The organism is Microbacterium wangchenii, from assembly GCF_004564355.1.
In the GTDB taxonomy this organism is placed as follows: Bacteria; Actinomycetota; Actinomycetes; order Actinomycetales; family Microbacteriaceae; genus Microbacterium; species Microbacterium wangchenii.
This window is the reverse complement of sequence record NZ_CP038266.1, coordinates 370,116-387,855: the sequence shown is the minus strand read 5'-3', so window position 1 is coordinate 387,855 and position 17,740 is coordinate 370,116. Positions and strand designations below refer to the sequence as shown.

Sequence of the window (17,740 nt, the reverse complement as noted above, 5' to 3'; positions counted from 1 at the left end):
ATTGGATGTCGCCTATATAGGCGCTAACATGCAGGCATGTCGTCCATCCGCTCGAGTGGGGACCTGAGCCGCCGCCTCGACCGCCTCGCGGGGCGTTACGCACGCAGGCCGGCAGTCGGCGGGCTGAGCCTGGCGGTCGCGCATCCGCCCACCGGCTTCGCATGGTCGTGGACCGCGGACCGGCCGTATTTCGTCGCCAGCATCACGAAGCTGTTCACCGCGGCGCTGATCATGCAGCTGCGGGCCGAGGGCCGGTTGACGCTTGAGACCCGGGCCATCGACATCCTCGGACCGGCGACGATGCGCGGCTTGGCGGTCATCGACGGAGCGGATCGATCGGCGAAGGTGACGGTGGGCCAGCTTCTCGCGCACACCTCGGGCATCCCCGACTACTTCGAGCTTCGCGGTGCGGACGGCACCTCCGTGGCCGAGCGGATGCTGATCCGCGACGAGTTCTGGGAGTTCGATGCCCTCCTCCAACGTGCCCGTGAACTGCCGGCTCCGTTCGCGCCCGGATCCCCTGGTCGCGCCCACTACAGCGACACCAACTATCAACTCCTCGGGCGCCTGATCGAGCTGCGCACGGGCAGCTCGTTCGAGCATCTCGTGCGCACGCGCATCATCGACCCCCTCGGGCTCTCGGCGACGTGGCTCTTCACGCGGGACACCCTGGATCGCTACGACGCCGTGGCATCCGTCCGCCACGGCCGGAGGCACCTGTGGATCCCGCGCACCATGGCGTCGTTCGCCCCCGACGGCGGCATCGTCTCGACGGCGGAGGACCAGGTGGAGTTCCTGCGGGCGTTCCTCTCCGGCGGGCTGTTCCCCGCCCGCTACCTCGCGGAGATGACGGCGCAGTGGAATTCCGCGCTCGGCGGCGCGGTGCCCCTGCAGCACGGGGTGGGCGTCATGCGGTTCTCGCTGCCGCGGTGGCAGTCGTTCCCACTGCACGTGCCCGACATGATCGGGCACGCCGGGGCATTCGGGAGTGTGCTCTTCGCCGACCCGGAGAGCGGCCTGCTGATCGCCGGAACCGTCAACCAGATGCGGCCGCGGCGGCTCCCCTACCCGCTGCTCGCGCGGATCGCCGCGAGCGTCACCGCCACCTGAAGATCCGCAGCGCCACGACCCCGGCGACCACGGCCCAGGCGCCCATGACGAGGAAGGGCGACCATGTCGTGCTCCCCGAGTACCAGGCGTCGGTGAGGGCCTGCGTCATCGCCCCCACCGGGGTGAACGATGACACGGTCCGGACCGGCTCCGGCATGAGCGGGCCCGGAGTCCACACACCCGCGGTGAACAGGCAGGCCACGAACACCAGGAACCCCATGCCGTACGCGATCTGAGCACTCGCGGCGACGGCGGCGATGACCGAGCCCACCGCCATCATGGCCACGGCGCCCAGGAGGATCACGGCCACGACGAGCGGTGCGCTGCGCGGCGCGACGGCGCCGAAGGCCAGGCGGGCGAGGACCGACGCGACGAGGATCGACGCCAGCAGGGTCGCGCCGCTGACCAGCCATTGCGCGAGCAGCACCCGGTGCGCGCCGACGGGCGTCGTGCCCAGTCGCCGCAGCACCCCGCTCTCGCGGTACGCGCCGATGGCGGACGGGTAATTCGTGATCGCGACACTCGTCACCGCGATTGCGATCGCGATCGGCAGGAAGAAGTCGATGGCCCGCTGCCCGGAGGCGGCGACCGGTTCGAGGGTCCCCCCGATGATGTATCCCTGCAGGAGCAGCAGGAGGGACGGCAGCAGAAGTGCCATGAACACGCTCGTGGGGTTGCGCAGGAAGAGCACGAACTCCACCTTCGTCAGTGCACGCGTCGCCCGCATGTCAGCTCTCCTCCTTCCGGCCCGACCGGCCGGAGCCGAGCAGGCGCACATACGCGTCTTCGAGCGTGGCCGGCTGTTCCGCGCCGCCCTCCTTTGGCTGACGCAGCTGCGCGGGCGTGCCCACGAAGACGGTCCGCCCCCGGTCGATCACGGCCACCCGGTCGCAGAGGCGCTCGACCTCGTCGAGATAGTGCGTCACGAGGAGGATGGTCACGCCGCTGGCGCGGATGCGGTCGACCAGGTCCCACACGAGCCGCCGGCCGATGGGATCGAGCCCGGTCGTGAGCTCGTCGAAGACGACGATCTTCGGCGAGCCCACCAGTGCGAGGGCGATCGAGAGTCGCTGCTGCTGGCCGCCGGAGAGCTTTCCGTACGGGCGCCGACGCTCTGCGGCCAGCCCGACGAGGTCCAGGATCTCCGCGGTGCCGACCGGAGAGTCGTAGAACGCGGCGAACAGGTCGACAGCTTCTCCGACGCGGAGGGCCGTTGGCAGAGCGGACGATTGCAGCTGGTACCCGACCCGCTCCTTCACCAACCGTGGCGAGCGACGAGGGTCGACCCCCAGCACCCGGATCGCGCCCGAATCCGGGGCGAGCGCACCGGCCACGCACTCCACGGTGGTGGTCTTCCCCGCGCCGTTGGGTCCGAGGATGCCGAAGACCTCACCCTCCGCCACGATGAAGCCGACGTCCTCGACGGCTCTGACGTCTCCGAACGATTTGCGGAGCGCATCGACGACAACCGCTGGCATGTGATCCTCCCAAAATCGCGCAGGCGTAACCCCTGGGGCGACACACTGGCAGGCGCGGTCGGGATCTGTCAACCCCGGGGTGTCACTGCGGGCTCAGGCGGGGAGGACGCTCGCCGGCACGCATCGGATGCTGCGGGGCACCAGACGGAGCAGGAGGAGCAGCGTCACGTAGGCCACCAGCACGCCGGCGCCGACCAGGAATCCCGACTGCTCCCAGCTGCTGCGGTCGAGGATCGTGACGATGCCGGTGGCCAGCACGAGGAGGGAGCCGACGACGGACGTGGTGGCCACCACGGCGGGTGCTGCATCCACGCGACGATCCCGGGGGGCGAGCCGGTCCCATAGGAGGGCCGCGAGCTCAGCCAGCGCGAGTGCCGCCAGCGCGCCGACGGCGATCGGCCCGGCCAGCGTCGGAGCCTCCCGGACGCCGAGCACCGACACATAGGCACCGAGCGCCCATGCGAGTGCGCACAGTGGGAGGAGCTTGCCCGCCGCCGACCACAGTGCCGGCTCGTCACGCCCGGGATGCTGCCGCCGCCGGGGGATGAACGCCCAGGCCTCGGCGCGGTGGTGTCGCTCGACGTAGGCGCAGATGCCGAGCCCGACCACGGCCCCGAGCACCGGCGTCACGACGTTCGAACTGATCGCCCACAGCACGAGCGTCATCGCGATCATCGAGTGCGGCGACGACGCCATGCGCAGTGCCGTGGCCTTCGCGTACGCCACCCGCGCACCCCGCACCTCGACGGGATGCAGCAGCCGCGGCCCTACCTCGGCCCGCGCATCAGGACGATCGGCCATGGTGTCTCGCAATCGATGCTCGCCGCTTGCCGCTGTCGCGGGCGATCTCGTAGACCTTCTGCCGGGAAACCCCCAGCTCCCCCGCGACCGAGACAGCACTAAAATCCTCGAGCAGCGCGTCGACGGCGACGGATCGGACGGCGGAGGCGCGCGCGACGAGGTGCGACGAATAGGCGGCGACCTCCGCGGAGATCAGCGCGACGGCCACGAGGCCGCCATAGGGAGCGGCCCAGTCGTCGCGGTCGCTCGTCGCGGCCGCCGCCAGGTCCGACCCGCCGTCGCGCAACGCCGCCGCCACCGCCTCGGGCGTGACCCCGTGATCGACCAACCGGTCGCGCACCTGGGCGATCGTCGTCGCATCGCTCCGGTGTGCCAGCACGGCGTCCCACTCCAACGCCTGGACGTCGGCCGAGTCGATGGAGTTCTGCATGCGCGCGTCCTTCTCTCAGCCGTTGTCGCCCCTGAGTTTACGACGCGAGGTCGCGCGAGAGAAGCCATCCCGCGCCCGGCTCCCAGAATGCCGTCCACAGCTGTCACCCCAGGGATGACAACTGTGGCACGATGGGGCGGCAAAAGCCGCACGAACCCCAATCACGCAAGGGAGTCATCGATGACAGATCCGCAGACCACGGCATCGGCATCGGCATCGGCATCCATCGTCCTCGGAACGATGGATTTCGGGACCGTGGTCCCCCGAGACCGCGCCTTCGACGTCGTGGATCGATTCGTCGAACGCGGCGGCGGATGGCTGGACACCGCCAACTGCTATTCCTTCTGGGTCGACCCATCCGGCGTCGGCGGCGCGAGCGAGCGCGTGCTGGGCGAGTGGCTCGCCTCGCGATCCGGCGCCCGCGATGCGGTGCGGATAGCGACGAAAGTGCGCCAGGATCCGCTGATCCCCCACCGATGGCCCGAAAGCGCGGAGGGCCTGTCAGGGTCGGCGATCAGGGCGGGCGTGGCCGCGAGCCTCGACCGGCTGGGCGTCGACTCCGTCGACCTGCTGTGGGCGCACGCCGAGGATCGCAGCGTCGAGCTGGAGGAGACCGTGCGCGCGTTCGGGGAACTGGTCGCAGAGGGCGCGGTGCGCCGAGTCGGAGCGGCCAACCACGCGAGCTGGCGCGTCGAGCGAGCCAGGACCATCGCGCGCTCCGCCGGCCTCGAGCCGTGGACGGCCCTCCAGCTGCGCCATTCACTCGTCCAGCCGCGGCCCCTCACGGTTCTGCCCGAGGCGGGGCACCGCCTGCTGACGCCGGACGACCTGGATCTCGCGCACGAGGAGGGCATCGCCGTGTGGGCGTACACGCCGCTGCTGCACGGCGGCTACGTGAGGGAGGACAAGCCGTTCTCCGAGCCGTACGACCACCCGGGGACGACGCGCGCGCTTGTCGCTCTCGGCGACGTCGCGCGGGAGCGCGGGGCGACGAAGAACCAGGTCGTCCTGGCATGGCTGCTGGCGCAGGACATCTCGCCCATCATCGGCGCCAGTCGCGTCGAATACGTCGACGAGGCGATGGATGCGGTGTCGCTCGAGCTCACCGCCGAGGAGGTGGAGCGACTGTCCTCAGCGCGGTGAGGGATCGCTCACGTCTGCTCGAGCGGCAGCGACCGCATCCTCGCAGTGGCGCGCGACGGCGTCGACGAACGCCACCGCGTCCTCCCCCACGTGGCGGACGCACCCGTCGAGAACCTCGTGCAGCCCCGTCCTCTCGAGCAGCGTCTTCTCGTTCGTCACCCACACGCCGCGGGCGGCGGTGGCCGCGTGCGCGGCGCACGTGGCTGCCTCGACGCTCATGCCGACGGCCTGAGCGACCCGGCCGCGGGCCGCGTGGCCCGAGCGGGCGTAGGAGAACAGGGCATCCGCACGATCCCACCACTGCGCCGGCGCGGACCGGCGGAGCGGAGCAGGGTAGGAGGGCCGGGGCAGCTCGCCTCGCAGCGCGCGGTTCACCGCGAGTTCGGCCGCGAGAAGGTAGGTGGGGATGCCGGCCAGGTGGAACATGAGCGGCTCGATCCGGAATCGCCCGTCCTCGGCTTCGGCGACTTCGCGCTCCACGACATCGAGGTCGCGGTAGTGCACGTCCACACGCCGTCCTGCGATGGTGAGCCACGCACCGCCGTTGAACACCCCTCCGCCCCACTCGCCGAGCTCGGAGACGTGGCCCTCCCAGCCGATATCGCGAAGCTCCTGCGGTGAGAATGCACCGCGATAGTAGACGGCGAGGTCCCAGTCGCTGTCGGCGCGTGCCGTGCCCTGCGCCCGCGATCCGCCCACGGCGACGGCCTCCGCGCCCCCCAGCGAGAACAGACGCTCGGCGACCTCCTCGAGGAAAGCCGTGTCGTCCACCGGACCCCCTCCCCGCCGCTTCGCCGTCCGAGCGTGCGGCCCCAGGGACCTTAGATCCCGACGCGAACGGCGGTCAAGCGCTCGCCTGCAGGATCCGACCGAACGCCCGCCGGCGGCGATGATCTCAGCGCGGAGGCGCCGGCAGCGCGAGCCGGTACGCCGGGACGGCGACGGCGACGACCACGAGGTGCATGCACATGAGCGCGAGCACGGCGGGCGTCGTGGTGCCGGGGATGAAGCCCGTCGCGAGGAGCAGCACGTCGGGGACGAACGACAGCACGGTCAGGACGGGGACGAGGATGAGTAGCGCGCGCCGCGGGTCGCGGGCACGACGACTCACGATGACCCACCCGAGCCATCCAGCGGCGATTCCGAGCGCGGTGAAGAGCGTGTAGGCCGGGAAGGTCAGCGGCCCGAAGCTCGCGGGCGCCCCGGCCGCGACCGCCAGTGTGGCGATCAGCGCATTCCCCGCGACGGCGACCGCGACGGCGATCACCAGGATGACCGCTGCCCGACCAGCCGACGGACGGGTGCGAGCAGGGGCGGATGTTGTGGCAGTCACGTTCTTCTCCGATCTGAGGCGGGTCCGGATGACGCACAATACGAGTCCTGCTGGTCTCGTATCACGCATACGGCACCAAGGAGTCTCGAAAGCTACAATGCCCTCATGACCCTTGGCGCGAGCGAGCAGCAGCGCATGGGGAGACCCCGCGATCCGGACGTGGAGCGCAGCATCCTGAACGCCACGCAGGAGTTGCTCATCGACAAGGGCTACGCGGGCATGACCGTCGCAGACGTCGCTCGCGCTGCCGGCAGCAGCAAGGCCGCGATCTACCGCCGGTGGCCGGGCAAGATCGATCTGGTGGTCGCCGCGGTGCGCGCACTGGCGTCACGCGGCGCGACGCCGGACACCGGGTCGCTCAGAGACGACCTGGTCGAGGTGGCGATGCACTACGCGCGCGCCGACGACCGCTCCGCCCGCGTGCTGGCGAGCCTGCTCAGCGAACTGGGCGGCAACACGGAACTCCGCGAAGCCGCCCGCTCGGCGATCGGCTCACCCCCGGTCGCGGCGATCGTCGCCGTCATCGAACGATGGATCGAGCGGGGGACGGTGCCCCCCTCCGTGCCGGTCTCCCTGATCGCGGGTATCGTGCCGGCCGTGGCATTCGGTCGCGTGTCACTGGAGCGGCGAGCGCTCGATCCGGAGACGGTCGAGCACCTGGTGGACGATGTGCTCCTGCCCGCCCTCACACGCGGCAGCCGACCCCGACCCTGACGGCGGGCCGGCCTCAGACTCCGGTGAGCTCCCGACGCACCTCGGTGCGCGGCGGCACGACGACCGGGTGGGTGCCGGCCATCTCCTCCAGGACGCGGATCACCTGGCACGAGTAGCCGTACTCGTTGTCGTACCAGACGTAGAGCACGACGTTCACCCCGTCGGCGATCGTGGCGAGCCCGTCGACGATGCCGGCGCGGTGCGAGCCCACGAAGTCGGTGGACACCACCTCGGGGGACTCCACGTAGTCGATCTGCTGCCGCAGGTCGGAGTGCATCGACGTGCGCCGCAGGTAGTCGTTGATCTCCTCCTTGGTGGCCGGGCTCGCCAGCGTCAGGTTGAGGATCGCCAGCGACACATCCGGCGTGGGGACGCGGATGCTGGAGCCCGTCAGCCGGCCGGCGAGCTTCGGCAGCGCCTTGGCCACTGCCGTCGCCGCGCCCGTCTCCGTGATGACCATGTTCAGCACGGCAGAACGACCACGGCGGTCGCCCTTGTGGAAGTTGTCGATGAGGTTCTGGTCGTTCGTGAACGAATGCACGGTCTCGACGTGTCCGCGCTCGACTCCGAACGCGTCGTCGATCGCTTTCAGCACCGGGGTGATGGCGTTGGTCGTGCAGGATGCGGCGGAGAGGATCCGGTCGGCCGCCGTGATCGTGTCGTGGTTGATGCCATGGACGATGTTCTTCAGCGCCCCCTTGCCCGGCGCCGTGAGCAGCACACGCGAGACTCCTGGGCTCTGCAGGTGGCGCGAGAGACCTTCCTCATCACGCCAGCGTCCGGTGTTGTCCACGACGATCGCATCCTGGATGCCGTACACCGTGTAGTCCACACTCGCCGGGTCGTCGGAGTAGATGACCTGGATGCGGGTGCCGTTGGCGATGAGGACATCCGCGTCCGCGTCGACCGTGACGGATCCTTCGAACGGACCGTGCACCGAGTCTCGCTGCAGCAGGCTCGCACGCTTGATGAGGTCGTTGTCCGACCCTCGGCGCACCACGATCGCCCGAAGCCGCAGGGCACGCCCGTTGCCCGCGTGCCCGATCAGGATGCGGGCGAGCAGCCGGCCGATGCGGCCGAAACCGTACAGCACGACGTCGGCACCCTCGGCCCGCCGCGTGGGGAGGCCGGCGAGCAGCTCGCCGAGCACGTCCTCGGCCGCCGCATCCTCGGCGCGCAGGGCCTGCGCGAGCCGCGCCACATCGACGGACGCGGGCCGCGGCGCGACGGCGAGCAGGGCGTCGAGAACGCGCGCCGTCTCTTCGAGCCGCAGCTTCTCGTGGCCGAGGTGCGTGGCGCGCTCGTGCACGGCGATGACGCCGGTCGCCGACAGATTGATCAGCCTCTGCCCGTGGATCGAGGTGACCACGCCGTGGTCACGGTACAGCCGCCCGATGCGCGGGATCAGCTGTTCGGCAAGCTCCTCCTGAGCCGCCCAGGCCTCGCGGTGCGAGGTGAAGCTCTCGATCGTCACGTGTGTCTCTCCTGGCCGCGTCACACGGGTGACGCCATCGTCATGACACGACGGGGGAATCGTCGCGCGCTCGTGTCTACGATTCTAGGGATGCGCCGGGTCATGCCGACGCGCGCACGCGCGGTCGGCGACCGCAGACCTCGGCCGCAGCGGGCGCGGTGGTCAGCCGAGGATCCGGATTCCGAACAGGGCGAACCCCTCCTCCCCGCGCGGCGTGATGCGCAGCGAGCGGTCGTCGCGCCGACGTGTGAGCCATCCCTCCGTCAGGAGCGCGGTCAGGATGGCCGCGCCCAGACGCCCGGCGAGGTGGGAGCGGCGCGCCGTCCAGTCGGTGCAGCCGCGCACGAGGGGACGCGGTGACTCGGCGAGCGTCAGCGCCAGGCCGAGGCCCCGTGCGATGCGGTCGACGGGAGCGCTGGCGGAGCCCACGTCCGGGTCCACCCAGCCGTGCGCAACCAGGTGATCGGTCATCGCGATGCCGAGGTCGCCCGCGAGGTGGTCGTAGCACGACCGCGCCCGCCGCATCGCGAGCCGGCGGTCGTTTCCCGACCACGACGCGACGGCCGGCTCAGCCGACATCCGCAGCAGCGCCTCGACGGCTTCGGCGACGCTCGGATCGGCGAGCATCGCGCACCTCGCGCGCCCTCGCTGCTCCACCCGGACGAGCCCCGCCTCCTGCAGGCGGGCGAGATGCCCGCTCACCGTGGATGGCGCGACGCCGATGCGTGCGGCGAGCGCGCCGGCCGGGAGCGGAACGCCGCCCAGCAGCTCCAGCAGGATGCGTAGCCGGCGCGGCTCGGCGAGGGCTTGGCCGAGGGATTCGACGGATGCGCGAGGCTGGGTCATCGCAGGACCTCCCGGGCATGCTCGATGTCGTCGACGACGAACACCTTGCGGTTGTCGTGGTCACTGTACTGGGCACCGATGACGACACCGGCAAGAGCCAGTGCCGACATGATGCGGCCGAGTTCGCCCGGGACGTCTGCGCGCAGCGGTGTCACCAGCGCTGGGGTCACCCGCGCTCCCCGCACGCCGGCGACCTCGAGCGCCGCGACCGCTGCCGCGCCGTCGGCCACGAGGTAGTGCGCCTCCCCGGCCCACACCCCGCCGCCTTCGAGGCCGATGCCCGCCGCACCCAGCACGCGGCCGATGTGACCGACCTCGGCCGCGACGTCGGTCACAGGTATCGCGAGGTCGTTCACGACACCACCTCCACGTCGGGCACCACGACGACTTCCGCCGAGAGGGAGTTGGCCACGAAGCAGGCGTCGTGGGCGTCGTGGACCAACCGGCGCACGACCGCAGCATCCACGCCCCGCACCTCGATGCGCGGGGCGAGATGTACGCGGGTGACCCGCATGGGTGTGGTCCCGGCCGGCATCACCGCCGTCGCGTCGTCGCGGTAGGCGAGCACGGCGACGCCGGCTCGGGCGGCGACGGCGAGGAACGACAAGAGCTGGCACGAGCTCGCCGCGGCGAGCAGGAGCTGCTCCGGGTTGGGCAGCGACGCGTCACCGCGGAATGCGGCATCCGCGCTGAGTGTGACGATGTCGCCCCCGATCTGGACGTCGTGCGCGCGGCCGTAGCCGGCATATCCGGATCCGGTGTCGCCGGTCCACATGAGGGTCGTGGCGTAGTGGTGGTCGGTCATGACGCGAGCGTAGGAGCGGGAAGCTTCGGTCGGGGCCGAAGCTTCCCGGCGACCGAACTCGATTCAGGACGAGGCGGTGCCCTCCGAGCGTGCGCGCCGGGCCGCGACGTAGCGGCTCACCTTCTGAGTCGTGCCGCAGTCCTGCATGCTGCACCACCTGCGGCTGCGGTTCTTGCTCTCGTCCATGAAGAGGTAGTCGCAGCCCGCGCACTGTTTCAGCCGCGTGATGGCCGTCGGGTTCGTGAGCAGTTGCGTGGCCGAATGCACGATCTGCCTCAGCGGGCGGTGGAGCGAGGCGTCGGCGTCCCAGCTCCACTCGTACTCCGGCTCCTGCCCGTGCCGCGCAGGCATCAGGGTCGCCGCGGCGAGCGCCTCGGCTTCCTCGGCCGCCAGACGCGCCAGCGCGTCGTCATCCGGACGCAGTCCCGCAGCGATCGGGCGGAGAACGGCGTCGAGAGCGCCTCGTACCTGGAGCGACCGCTGCCACGCGTCACCGGCCGACGTCGGGACTGCGTGCGCAGCCGCGTGCAATGCGTCGGCCGATCCGGCATCGAGCACCCCGGCCGATCGGGCCCAGGAGACGAGGTGCCCGTAGCTCACGACGAGGTCGTCGGGCTCTGCGCCCGGACCCCCGTCGCGCGTGTTGACGAAGTCGAGGGCGAGCGTCCCGCCGACGAAACGTGTGCGCGAGACCTCCGCTGCTGTTTCCACCGAAACCCACTTTACCCGCGAATGTCGGAGGCGAGTCGTAGTGTTTCCACTAAACAAGGCTTTGGAGGTAACAGATCATGGATATGAGCTTCGCGGCGGCCCTGCTGGCGATCCAGGCCGGCGGCGACCCCAGCCGATACGACTCCTTCCCCATGCGCAGTGCGCTGCCCGACGCCCCCGTGACCGCTCCCCGATCGGAGACGCACCGCCGCCGATCGTGGCGTCCGCGGTGGGCGCGCCGCACGCGGTAGGAGCCGGCCCGCGGGCCCGTTGCAGTACTACGTCGGTCCGGGGCACGTCCATCCCTTCCGTCCCGGGTCCCCCCGCGTCATGGTGGAGTCGAGCGCGTCACGTCCGCCTCCGAGGACTGAGAGAGGTTTCCCATGGCCAAGAACAGCAAAGCGACGAGTGCCGTCGGCGAGGCGATGGATGCTGCAGCCGCAGCCGCCAAGGACGCCAAGCGTCTGAGCAAGACCCTGCCGAAGAAGGTCGCGAAGAAGCTGCGGGCGCTGGCGGACGAAGCGAAGAAGGCGTCGCAGGCATCCAAGAAGAAGATCGCGCGCCACCCCCGAAAGGTCCAGAAGAAGGCGGTCGCCGCGACCGCCCGCGTGCAGAAGGCCGCGGCCGAGGCTGAGGCCGGGAGCGCCGCGGAGTCCCCTGTCGCCGAATCCGCGGCCCCCGCCGCCCTCCTGGACGAAGCCCTGCGCGCCATCCTGCCGACGACCGACCTGGCGTCACTGACGGTCGTGGAGCTGCGCGAGCGCGCGAGAGCCGCAGGTCACCGCGGCTTCTCTCGATTCACGAAGGCCCAGTTGATCGATCTGCTGTCACCCTGAGTCACCTCCGCTCGCGGGCAGGGGGGCCGTGACGATCGCCTCGATCCGCGAGGATGGAGCGACGACGCGACATCCGTCCGACGTCAATCCCCGAAGTGAGAGAACGAGAGCACGCCATGATCGCTCGATTCGAGGAGCTCGACTGGCAGGAGACGCGGATGGGCGAGCTCACCCTCCGCCGTCGCGCAGACCCGGCCACGGGTGAGCTCATCTACGAGGTGAAGTTGAAGGACGAATACCTCATGTCGAGCCTGTTCACTCGGGCCGAGGAGCAGCTGGCGACCCTGGGCCTCGCCGCCGCAGAAGGCAGCGACCTCCACGTGCTCGTGGGCGGTCTGGGGCTCGGCTACACGGCCGCGACCGCGCTGCACGACAGCCGCGTGCGGAAGCTGGATGTGATCGACGCACTCCCCGCGGTGATCGGGTGGCATGAGCGGGAGCTGCTCCCGATGTCGGCGCAGCTGGTGCGAGACCCCCGGGTGACCCTCGTCCACGACGACTTCTTCGCCGTGGTGCGCCGCCCACCCGCACCCGAGGACACGCGCTATGACGTCGTCCTGCTGGATGTCGATCACTCTCCGCAGCACACTCTCGATCCAAGTCACGCCGACCTCTACACCTCGGCAGGAATCGAATCCCTCGCTCGGCACCTCACCGACCGGGGCGTCTTCGCCCTGTGGTCGGACGACCCGCCCGACGCGGGCTTCCTGACCACGCTCTCCTCTGTGCTGAACGACTGCGCGGCCCACGTCGTGGAGTTCGACAACCGTCTCACCGGCGGAATCTCCTCGAACACGGTCTACATCGGGACCCGCCGATAGCCCGACGTACTACGCGCCTCCCGCGCCCGTCCACCCCTTCCTCGCGGTTCCCACCCCGGGTCAAGGTGGAGTGTGCAGTTCACGGATGACCTCAGCGCCTGGGTGGCGCAGCAGCGCTGGTACGCGGGCAAGAGCCACGAGCCCCGGTTCCGGATCCTCGACGCCCAACCGGCCCCCGGGGGTGCCACGCGGTACCTGCTCATGGACGACGCGGGATCGTTGCCCGCGCTCTACCACGTACCGCTCGTCCGGGTCGCGGCGCCCACCGCGTCGGATACCGTCATCACCCAGGACGCCGACGGCTACCTCATCGATGCCACGCGGCATCCCTCCTTCGCCATCGGATTGCTGGCCGAGATGGCGGTCGACATCAGCCGGGTGACGGGCGCCCGGGTGCTCACGGGCGAGCAGTCCAACACCTCGATCGTGTTCGACGAGGACGGGCAGCCGACGATCATCCTGAAGCTCTTCCGCACCCTTCATCACGGCGAGAATCCCGACGTCACGGTCCAGCGCGTTCTCAGTGGCGCGGGATCGCCGCACGTGCCTCGGTTCCTCGGCAGCCTCGATGCGGAGTGGCCCGATGTCGGGCGGCAGTCGGGCGTCGCGAGCGGCACGCTGTGCTTCGCGCAGGACTTCCTCCGCGGCGTGCGCGACGGATGGGAGATCGCGCTGGAAGCGGCGCGGCATGGGCGCGACTTCACCGAGGCGGCCCGCGACCTCGGGACCGCCGTGGCCGGGGTGCACGGAGCACTCGGCGCCGCGCTGGAGACGGCCGATGCCCGGCCCGACGACGTCATCGCCACCGCGGCCGCCTGGCGACGGAGGCTGGAGATCGCCGCGGCCGAGGTGCCCGCCGTCGCCGATCGATTCGCCGCGATCGACGCGGTCTACCGGGCCGCGCTCGATCGCCCGTGGCCGCGCATGCAGCGGATCCACGGAGACCTGCATCTGGGGCAGGTGCTCGCGGTGCCCGACGGCGGCTGGCGCATCGTCGACTTCGAAGGGGAGCCGCTCCGGCCGATGGAGGAGCGCGCGATCCCCGACCTGCCGCCACGCGACGTCGCCGGGATGCTGCGGTCCTTCGACTACGCCGGCGCGGTCGGCGGCGGGCCGGACGCGGGCGAGTGGGCGGCCGCGTGCCGGGCGGCGTTCCTGGATGCGTACGCAGGTGCGGCCGGCGCGGTCGCGCTGGACTCCGTGCTGCTGCGGGCGCTCGTGCTCGACAAGGCGGTCTACGAGTCGACCTACGAGGCGCGCAACCGGCCCGACTGGCTGCCGGTGCCGCTCGCAGGCATCGACGCCGCCCTCGCGCCCGAGGCCCTGCCCGGTTGAATCACTCGGCCGGCGGCTCCACCGGTTCCAGCACGAGGAAGAGCGCCCCGTAGGCGGGCAGCGAGACGGCGAAGCTCTGCAGGTCGTCGACGCGTCCGACGGTCTCGCCGGAGGCGGCGTCCACCACCTCGCTCTGGGGCACGAGCTGCTCCGACCGCACGGTGCCCTCCGTCGGCTCGGACGAGAAGTTCAGCACGGTCACCTGCATCCGGGCGTCCGCGTCCGGGTCGCCGTCGTCGAGGCGGTGCACGAGGACGAGCATCCCGGCGTGCGCAACCTCGGGGATGTCGACCTGCGATGCGGTCGCGATGCCGTACTCCCGGCGCAGGTCGATGATGCCGGCAAGACGCGAGGCGAACGACTCCGGATCGTCGAGCTGCGCGGGCAGCGGGCCGTAGAGGGCGCGCCCGCGCGGCATGCCTGCCGCAGAGCGCGTGGCCTTCGGGTCCACGTCGAGCAGATCGTGGGCCCCGCGTTCGATCCAGCGCGTGTCGCCGGACGCGATCAGATCGGCGACCTCGTCGGAGGGGACGGTGAGCATGCCCACGAGATCCCATCCGGAGAGGGCGAAGACGCCGGGCTGCCATGCGTTGTACGCGCACAGCAGCAGGTGGGCGTCGCGGATGATGGGAACGTCGGCATCGGCGATGTCGTCCAGTCGACCGATCCCCCGCGTGGCCGCGATGAGCGAGGTCGTCGTGCACGCGATGCCGTTCTGGGTGAACACGCGGTTGTAGTCGGCCGTCCCGGTCAGCCCCTCGGTGAGCTCGGCGCGAACGAGTTCGGCGAGCTGACTGCCCGTGATCTCGCCTCCGCGGAAGCGGTAGAGATCGTCGCCATGCCGTGTCGCCCAGTGCACGAGCTCGTAGGTGAGCTCGTCGTGGTTCTGCATCCCGTGCACGAGCTGCACGGGATGCACGCCGAACTCCAGCGACGTCGTCAGCGCGAGCCGGAGGAACTCCGTCTGCCCCGTCGCGAGAGCGTGGTGGTAGCCAGGGCGCCCGATGAAGTCGTAGGAGAGGTCTGCCCCCACGGCCCCGGTGTCGCGGATGTCTTCGATCGTGAGGTTGAGCTCCTGGAACGTGAAGCCACCCACCTTCCGCACCATCCCGGCGATGATGTGGTTCGCCGCGTGGGAGAGCGGATGCCCTTCGGACCAGGCAGGCAGGCCCTCCGCGCTCTTCTCAACTCCGAGGAAGCCGTTCGCGTCGAGGCGCAGAGCGCTCGTGCCGAGCTCTCCGAGGGAGTGCAGGGCGTCGCCGATGACCAGGCGCATGCCCGCGAAGGTCGGGTCCAGCCAGTTGATCGAGGGCTGCCCCTGCTTGAAATAGTGCAGATAGACCCAGCGGCGCGTGATGCCGTCGGGGCCGATCACGGGTGCCGTGGCACTCCAGTTCGTCTCCTTCACCCCGGGGGTGTAGAAGATGACGCGCTGGAGGGCGCCGATGATGTAGCCGCGCCCCTCGAGCTCCTGCTCGGTCGTGGGGTCGAGGTTGACGCTGTCGACCCCTTCGGGCACGTCGGGGAGCAGCCCCCAGTCCTCCGGGAGGATCTCGACCATGTGGTAGATCCCGGGGTAGTCCTTGAAGCCCATCTCGGCGAGCCGGAAGTCGGCGCCCTTCCCGGTGTGGCCGGGCACGATGTCGTCGATGACGCTGCCGCCGTGGGTGTCCGCGACGTCGCAGAGCGCGCGGAACTCCTCCTCGGTGCCGAACGCGGGGTCGATCTCGGTGCTGATGCGGTCGAAGTGCCCGTCGACGCTGGGGGTCTCCCGCCATCCGGCGATGCCACCGGCTCGCTTCACCGGGCCGGTGTGGACCGCGGTGATGCCCACGCGGTCGAATGCCTCCCACAGCTCCTCGTCACCGAGCGCCGCCAGGAACGACTGCCCCGGGCGCGTGATGAGCGAGATGGGGTATGCCGTGAACCACACATCGCTGGTCGCGATGGCCCGTCGCGCATCGGGTCGGGCATAGGCGTTGCGCCACATCGCCGGCTGGCCCGCGAGTTGGCGGGCAAGGACGTCGGCATCCTTGAGCATCGACTGCCGCACGAGCCATTCGACGTACGAGGGGTTCGTGCCGTTCGCCGTACGCGGGTCGGTGCGGATGCGGCGCACGCTCCCCCCGCGGAACTGGTCTCGCGGGCGCAGCCGCCGCGGACGAGCGGGATAGCGCGCTTCGTCGTAACTGATCTCGATCTTCTCGGGATCGGCCTCCTCGTGGTCCAAGGTCGCCATTCCCGGCAGATCAATGGGGCCGGTGTACAGGTCCTCCGGCCGAAACTCGTCGCGCGCCATCCCGCAAGGGTACGGACTCGGATCTCCCCGCCCGGGGGACTGGCATCTGACTCCGGGAGAGGCTATGAATCCACGAGGTACCGGTCGCGTTCAGCCGCCGGGGCTGCGCGCACGCACCGCGTGACGCAAGCGCACGGGCGATTTCGTGGTCGGCCGCCATTGCGTCGAGATATCCCACCAGGACGGCCCCCGCACTTCGGGAACGCCGTTGCGCATCCGTACCCGCCATCCGCTCGAGTCGAGCGTGCGGTGGTGGTACCAGCACAGCAGCACGCCGTTGTCGGTGTGGGTCGGCCCACCGGCCGCGTGCTCCACGACATGGTGGATCTCGCACCACGCGGCCGCGACGTGACAGCCGGGGATGACGCATCCGCCGTCGCGCAGGGAGATCGCCTTGCGCTGATGTGCGGCGAAGACACGGTCGAGGATGTCGATCGCCAGGATGCGCCCGGCGTCGGTCGTGACCCGCTCGACGGCCCCGGCGCACGCCACCTGCCGAGCCACCCCGAGCGAGACGGGCTCGTCGCATCCGTCGATGTGGGCGTGCCCTCGGCCCGAGCGGGCGTCGCGTGCGTCGACGGAGACCACGAGCGTGGGCGCGGCCCCGCCGATGGTCGGCAGGGCGCCCGAGCGTGCGGCGACCGCGAGGATCGCCGCGAGGGCATCGTGCTGCTTCATGGCGCGCGAGCGCAGGTCGGCGGAGTCTTCGTGCGGAGCGACCGGTTCGTCGTCGGCGAAGCGCGGCCCCGTCGGAGTCTCCGGGCCATCGCCCTTGGGATTCAGGACGCTGTCGAACAGCCGCTGCAGCTGCGCGGCCACTTCGGGTAGCAGATTGCCGCGGACCGGCACGATGCCGTCGCGGCACACGCCCACAGTGAGGGCGCGCTTGCGCATCGCACGGAATTCGCGCGGCTCGGCACCGTCCTGATCGAGGTACATCGCCCACACCTGCGCCTGCAGCCGCAGTTCGTCGGCGTCCGGGGCCGGTCCGCCGCCTGCACCCAGGCCGCGTGCGGATGCTGCCAGCTCGAGATCGGCCGCCGCGCGGGCCGCGGGTGCGCACGATGCGGCATCCAGTGCGCCGGCGACCGCGGCGAGCGCATCCAGCCCGAGACCGGCGGCTGCCGCCTCCCGCATCGCGGGGTACTCCGCGGGGAGGACCTCTCCCGTCGACGGCGACACGGGCCGGCGGATCGCGCGCGCCGCGCGCAGCACGTCGGCGACGGTGCGACCGGACTCCCGCGTCGTCCGCTGCACGAGCTCCGTCATCGACCGGCACCCGTTCCGCGTCGTCGGTCGCTCGGCGAAGGGTGCGACATCCGCCCGCTCCTGCACCTCCGCGACCGTCGCCACCAGCAGCGCCTCGGCCTGGTGCACGACGCCCGCCGCGGCGGCCACGAGCGACATCACCGAGGCCTCATCCAGCCGGCGGAGCTCATCGGTTCCGAACGCCGCACCCAGGGCCTCGCCGAGCTGCTGCTCGACGTGGCGGAGGGTGTCGGCGAGGATCTCCATGACCCCTATTCTGACGAGGGCCACCGACATTGCAGCGACGGATAACCCCTGGTCAATCCGCGCTAATGCGTGGTGGGGTGCGAGGATTC

20 protein-coding genes are annotated in these 17,740 nt (G+C 70.7%); 7 read left to right on the top strand and 13 right to left on the bottom strand.

Features of this window, described 5'->3' with window-relative positions:
* The first annotated feature begins 36 nt into the window (after positions 1-36).
* A complete protein-coding gene (locus E4K62_RS01865) occupies positions 37-1,110 on the top strand; it encodes a serine hydrolase domain-containing protein (RefSeq protein ID WP_135063018.1) in 1,074 nt (357 codons plus the stop codon).
* Here E4K62_RS01865 and E4K62_RS01860 read toward each other — a convergent pair.
* The 4 genes from E4K62_RS01860 to E4K62_RS01845 form a co-directional block, all read right to left on the bottom strand.
* Positions 1,097-1,837 (bottom strand): ABC transporter permease, encoded by a 741-nt coding sequence (locus tag E4K62_RS01860; protein ID WP_167747701.1) that lies wholly within the window; start codon positions 1,835-1,837, stop codon positions 1,097-1,099. The genes E4K62_RS01865 and E4K62_RS01860 overlap by 14 nt on opposite strands.
* 1 nt (position 1,838) lies before the next feature.
* Positions 1,839-2,588 (bottom strand): ABC transporter ATP-binding protein, encoded by a 750-nt coding sequence (locus tag E4K62_RS01855; RefSeq protein WP_135063014.1) that lies wholly within the window; start codon positions 2,586-2,588, stop codon positions 1,839-1,841.
* Positions 2,589-2,681: 93 nt separating this feature from the next.
* Positions 2,682-3,389, bottom strand: coding sequence for a hypothetical protein (locus tag E4K62_RS01850; protein ID WP_135063012.1), 708 nt, complete (start codon positions 3,387-3,389; stop codon positions 2,682-2,684).
* Positions 3,373-3,819, bottom strand: a complete 447-nt coding sequence (locus E4K62_RS01845; RefSeq protein WP_135063010.1) for a hypothetical protein — start codon at positions 3,817-3,819, stop codon at positions 3,373-3,375. Before E4K62_RS01845 ends, E4K62_RS01850 begins: the two co-directional genes overlap by 17 nt.
* 180 nt (positions 3,820-3,999) lie before the next feature.
* Here E4K62_RS01845 and E4K62_RS01840 point away from each other — a divergent pair, with 180 nt between their 5' ends.
* Positions 4,000-4,962 carry an aldo/keto reductase gene (locus E4K62_RS01840; protein WP_205805872.1) on the top strand — a complete coding sequence of 321 codons (963 nt, stop codon included), beginning with the start codon at positions 4,000-4,002 and terminating at the stop codon, positions 4,960-4,962.
* Here the strand turns inward: E4K62_RS01840 and E4K62_RS01835 are convergent.
* Together E4K62_RS01835 and E4K62_RS01830 are read right to left on the bottom strand one after the other, a co-directional pair.
* Positions 4,951-5,733, bottom strand: a complete 783-nt coding sequence (locus tag E4K62_RS01835) for a nucleotidyltransferase domain-containing protein (protein WP_135063008.1) — start codon at positions 5,731-5,733, stop codon at positions 4,951-4,953. The two genes, E4K62_RS01840 and E4K62_RS01835, sit on opposite strands and share 12 nt — an antisense overlap.
* Positions 5,734-5,857: 124 nt before the next feature.
* Positions 5,858-6,295: a DUF6069 family protein gene (locus E4K62_RS01830; RefSeq protein WP_135063006.1), complete on the bottom strand. Its 438-nt coding sequence runs from the start codon at positions 6,293-6,295 to the stop codon at positions 5,858-5,860.
* Between the two features lie 105 nt (positions 6,296-6,400).
* Here E4K62_RS01830 and E4K62_RS01825 point away from each other — a divergent pair, with 105 nt between their 5' ends.
* A complete protein-coding gene (locus E4K62_RS01825; protein ID WP_240742780.1) occupies positions 6,401-7,009 on the top strand; it encodes a TetR/AcrR family transcriptional regulator in 609 nt (202 codons plus the stop codon).
* Between the two features lie 13 nt (positions 7,010-7,022).
* Here the strand turns inward: E4K62_RS01825 and E4K62_RS01820 are convergent, their stop codons facing one another.
* The 5 genes from E4K62_RS01820 to E4K62_RS01800 form a co-directional block, all read right to left on the bottom strand.
* Positions 7,023-8,477 carry a glyceraldehyde-3-phosphate dehydrogenase gene (locus E4K62_RS01820; protein WP_135070717.1) on the bottom strand — a complete coding sequence of 485 codons (1,455 nt, stop codon included), beginning with the start codon at positions 8,475-8,477 and terminating at the stop codon, positions 7,023-7,025.
* Positions 8,478-8,645: 168 nt separating this feature from the next.
* Positions 8,646-9,329 carry an ArsR/SmtB family transcription factor gene (locus tag E4K62_RS01815; protein WP_135063004.1) on the bottom strand — a complete coding sequence of 228 codons (684 nt, stop codon included), beginning with the start codon at positions 9,327-9,329 and terminating at the stop codon, positions 8,646-8,648.
* Positions 9,326-9,685 carry an amino acid-binding ACT domain-containing protein gene (locus E4K62_RS01810; protein WP_135063002.1) on the bottom strand — a complete coding sequence of 120 codons (360 nt, stop codon included), beginning with the start codon at positions 9,683-9,685 and terminating at the stop codon, positions 9,326-9,328. Before E4K62_RS01810 ends, E4K62_RS01815 begins: the two co-directional genes overlap by 4 nt.
* Entirely contained in the window at positions 9,682-10,134 is a 453-nt protein-coding gene (locus E4K62_RS01805; RefSeq protein WP_135063000.1) for an OsmC family protein, read from the bottom strand. Before E4K62_RS01805 ends, E4K62_RS01810 begins: the two co-directional genes overlap by 4 nt.
* Before the next feature lie 63 nt (positions 10,135-10,197).
* Positions 10,198-10,845: a CGNR zinc finger domain-containing protein gene (locus E4K62_RS01800; protein WP_167747700.1), complete on the bottom strand. Its 648-nt coding sequence runs from the start codon at positions 10,843-10,845 to the stop codon at positions 10,198-10,200.
* A gap of 77 nt (positions 10,846-10,922) precedes the next feature.
* Here E4K62_RS01800 and E4K62_RS18630 point away from each other — a divergent pair, with 77 nt between their 5' ends.
* From E4K62_RS18630 to E4K62_RS01785, 4 genes are all read left to right on the top strand, one after another.
* Positions 10,923-11,096: a hypothetical protein gene (locus E4K62_RS18630; protein ID WP_167747699.1), complete on the top strand. Its 174-nt coding sequence runs from the start codon at positions 10,923-10,925 to the stop codon at positions 11,094-11,096.
* Positions 11,097-11,228: 132 nt separating this feature from the next.
* On the top strand, positions 11,229-11,681 hold the full coding sequence (locus tag E4K62_RS01795; RefSeq protein WP_135062996.1) for a hypothetical protein: 453 nt from the start codon (positions 11,229-11,231) through the stop codon (positions 11,679-11,681).
* A gap of 116 nt (positions 11,682-11,797) precedes the next feature.
* Positions 11,798-12,502, top strand: coding sequence for a spermidine synthase (locus E4K62_RS01790; protein ID WP_135062994.1), 705 nt, complete (start codon positions 11,798-11,800; stop codon positions 12,500-12,502).
* Between the two features lie 72 nt (positions 12,503-12,574).
* Positions 12,575-13,837 carry a phosphotransferase gene (locus tag E4K62_RS01785; protein WP_135062992.1) on the top strand — a complete coding sequence of 421 codons (1,263 nt, stop codon included), beginning with the start codon at positions 12,575-12,577 and terminating at the stop codon, positions 13,835-13,837.
* A 1-nt stretch (position 13,838) separates the two neighbouring features.
* Here E4K62_RS01785 and treS read toward each other — a convergent pair whose 3' ends face one another.
* Together treS and E4K62_RS01775 are read right to left on the bottom strand one after the other, a co-directional pair.
* Positions 13,839-16,136, bottom strand: coding sequence for a maltose alpha-D-glucosyltransferase (gene treS, locus E4K62_RS01780; protein ID WP_135062990.1), 2,298 nt, complete (start codon positions 16,134-16,136; stop codon positions 13,839-13,841).
* A 90-nt stretch (positions 16,137-16,226) separates the two neighbouring features.
* Entirely contained in the window at positions 16,227-17,651 is a 1,425-nt protein-coding gene (locus E4K62_RS01775) for an HNH endonuclease signature motif containing protein (RefSeq protein WP_167747698.1), read from the bottom strand.
* Between the last annotated feature and the right edge of the window lie 89 nt (positions 17,652-17,740).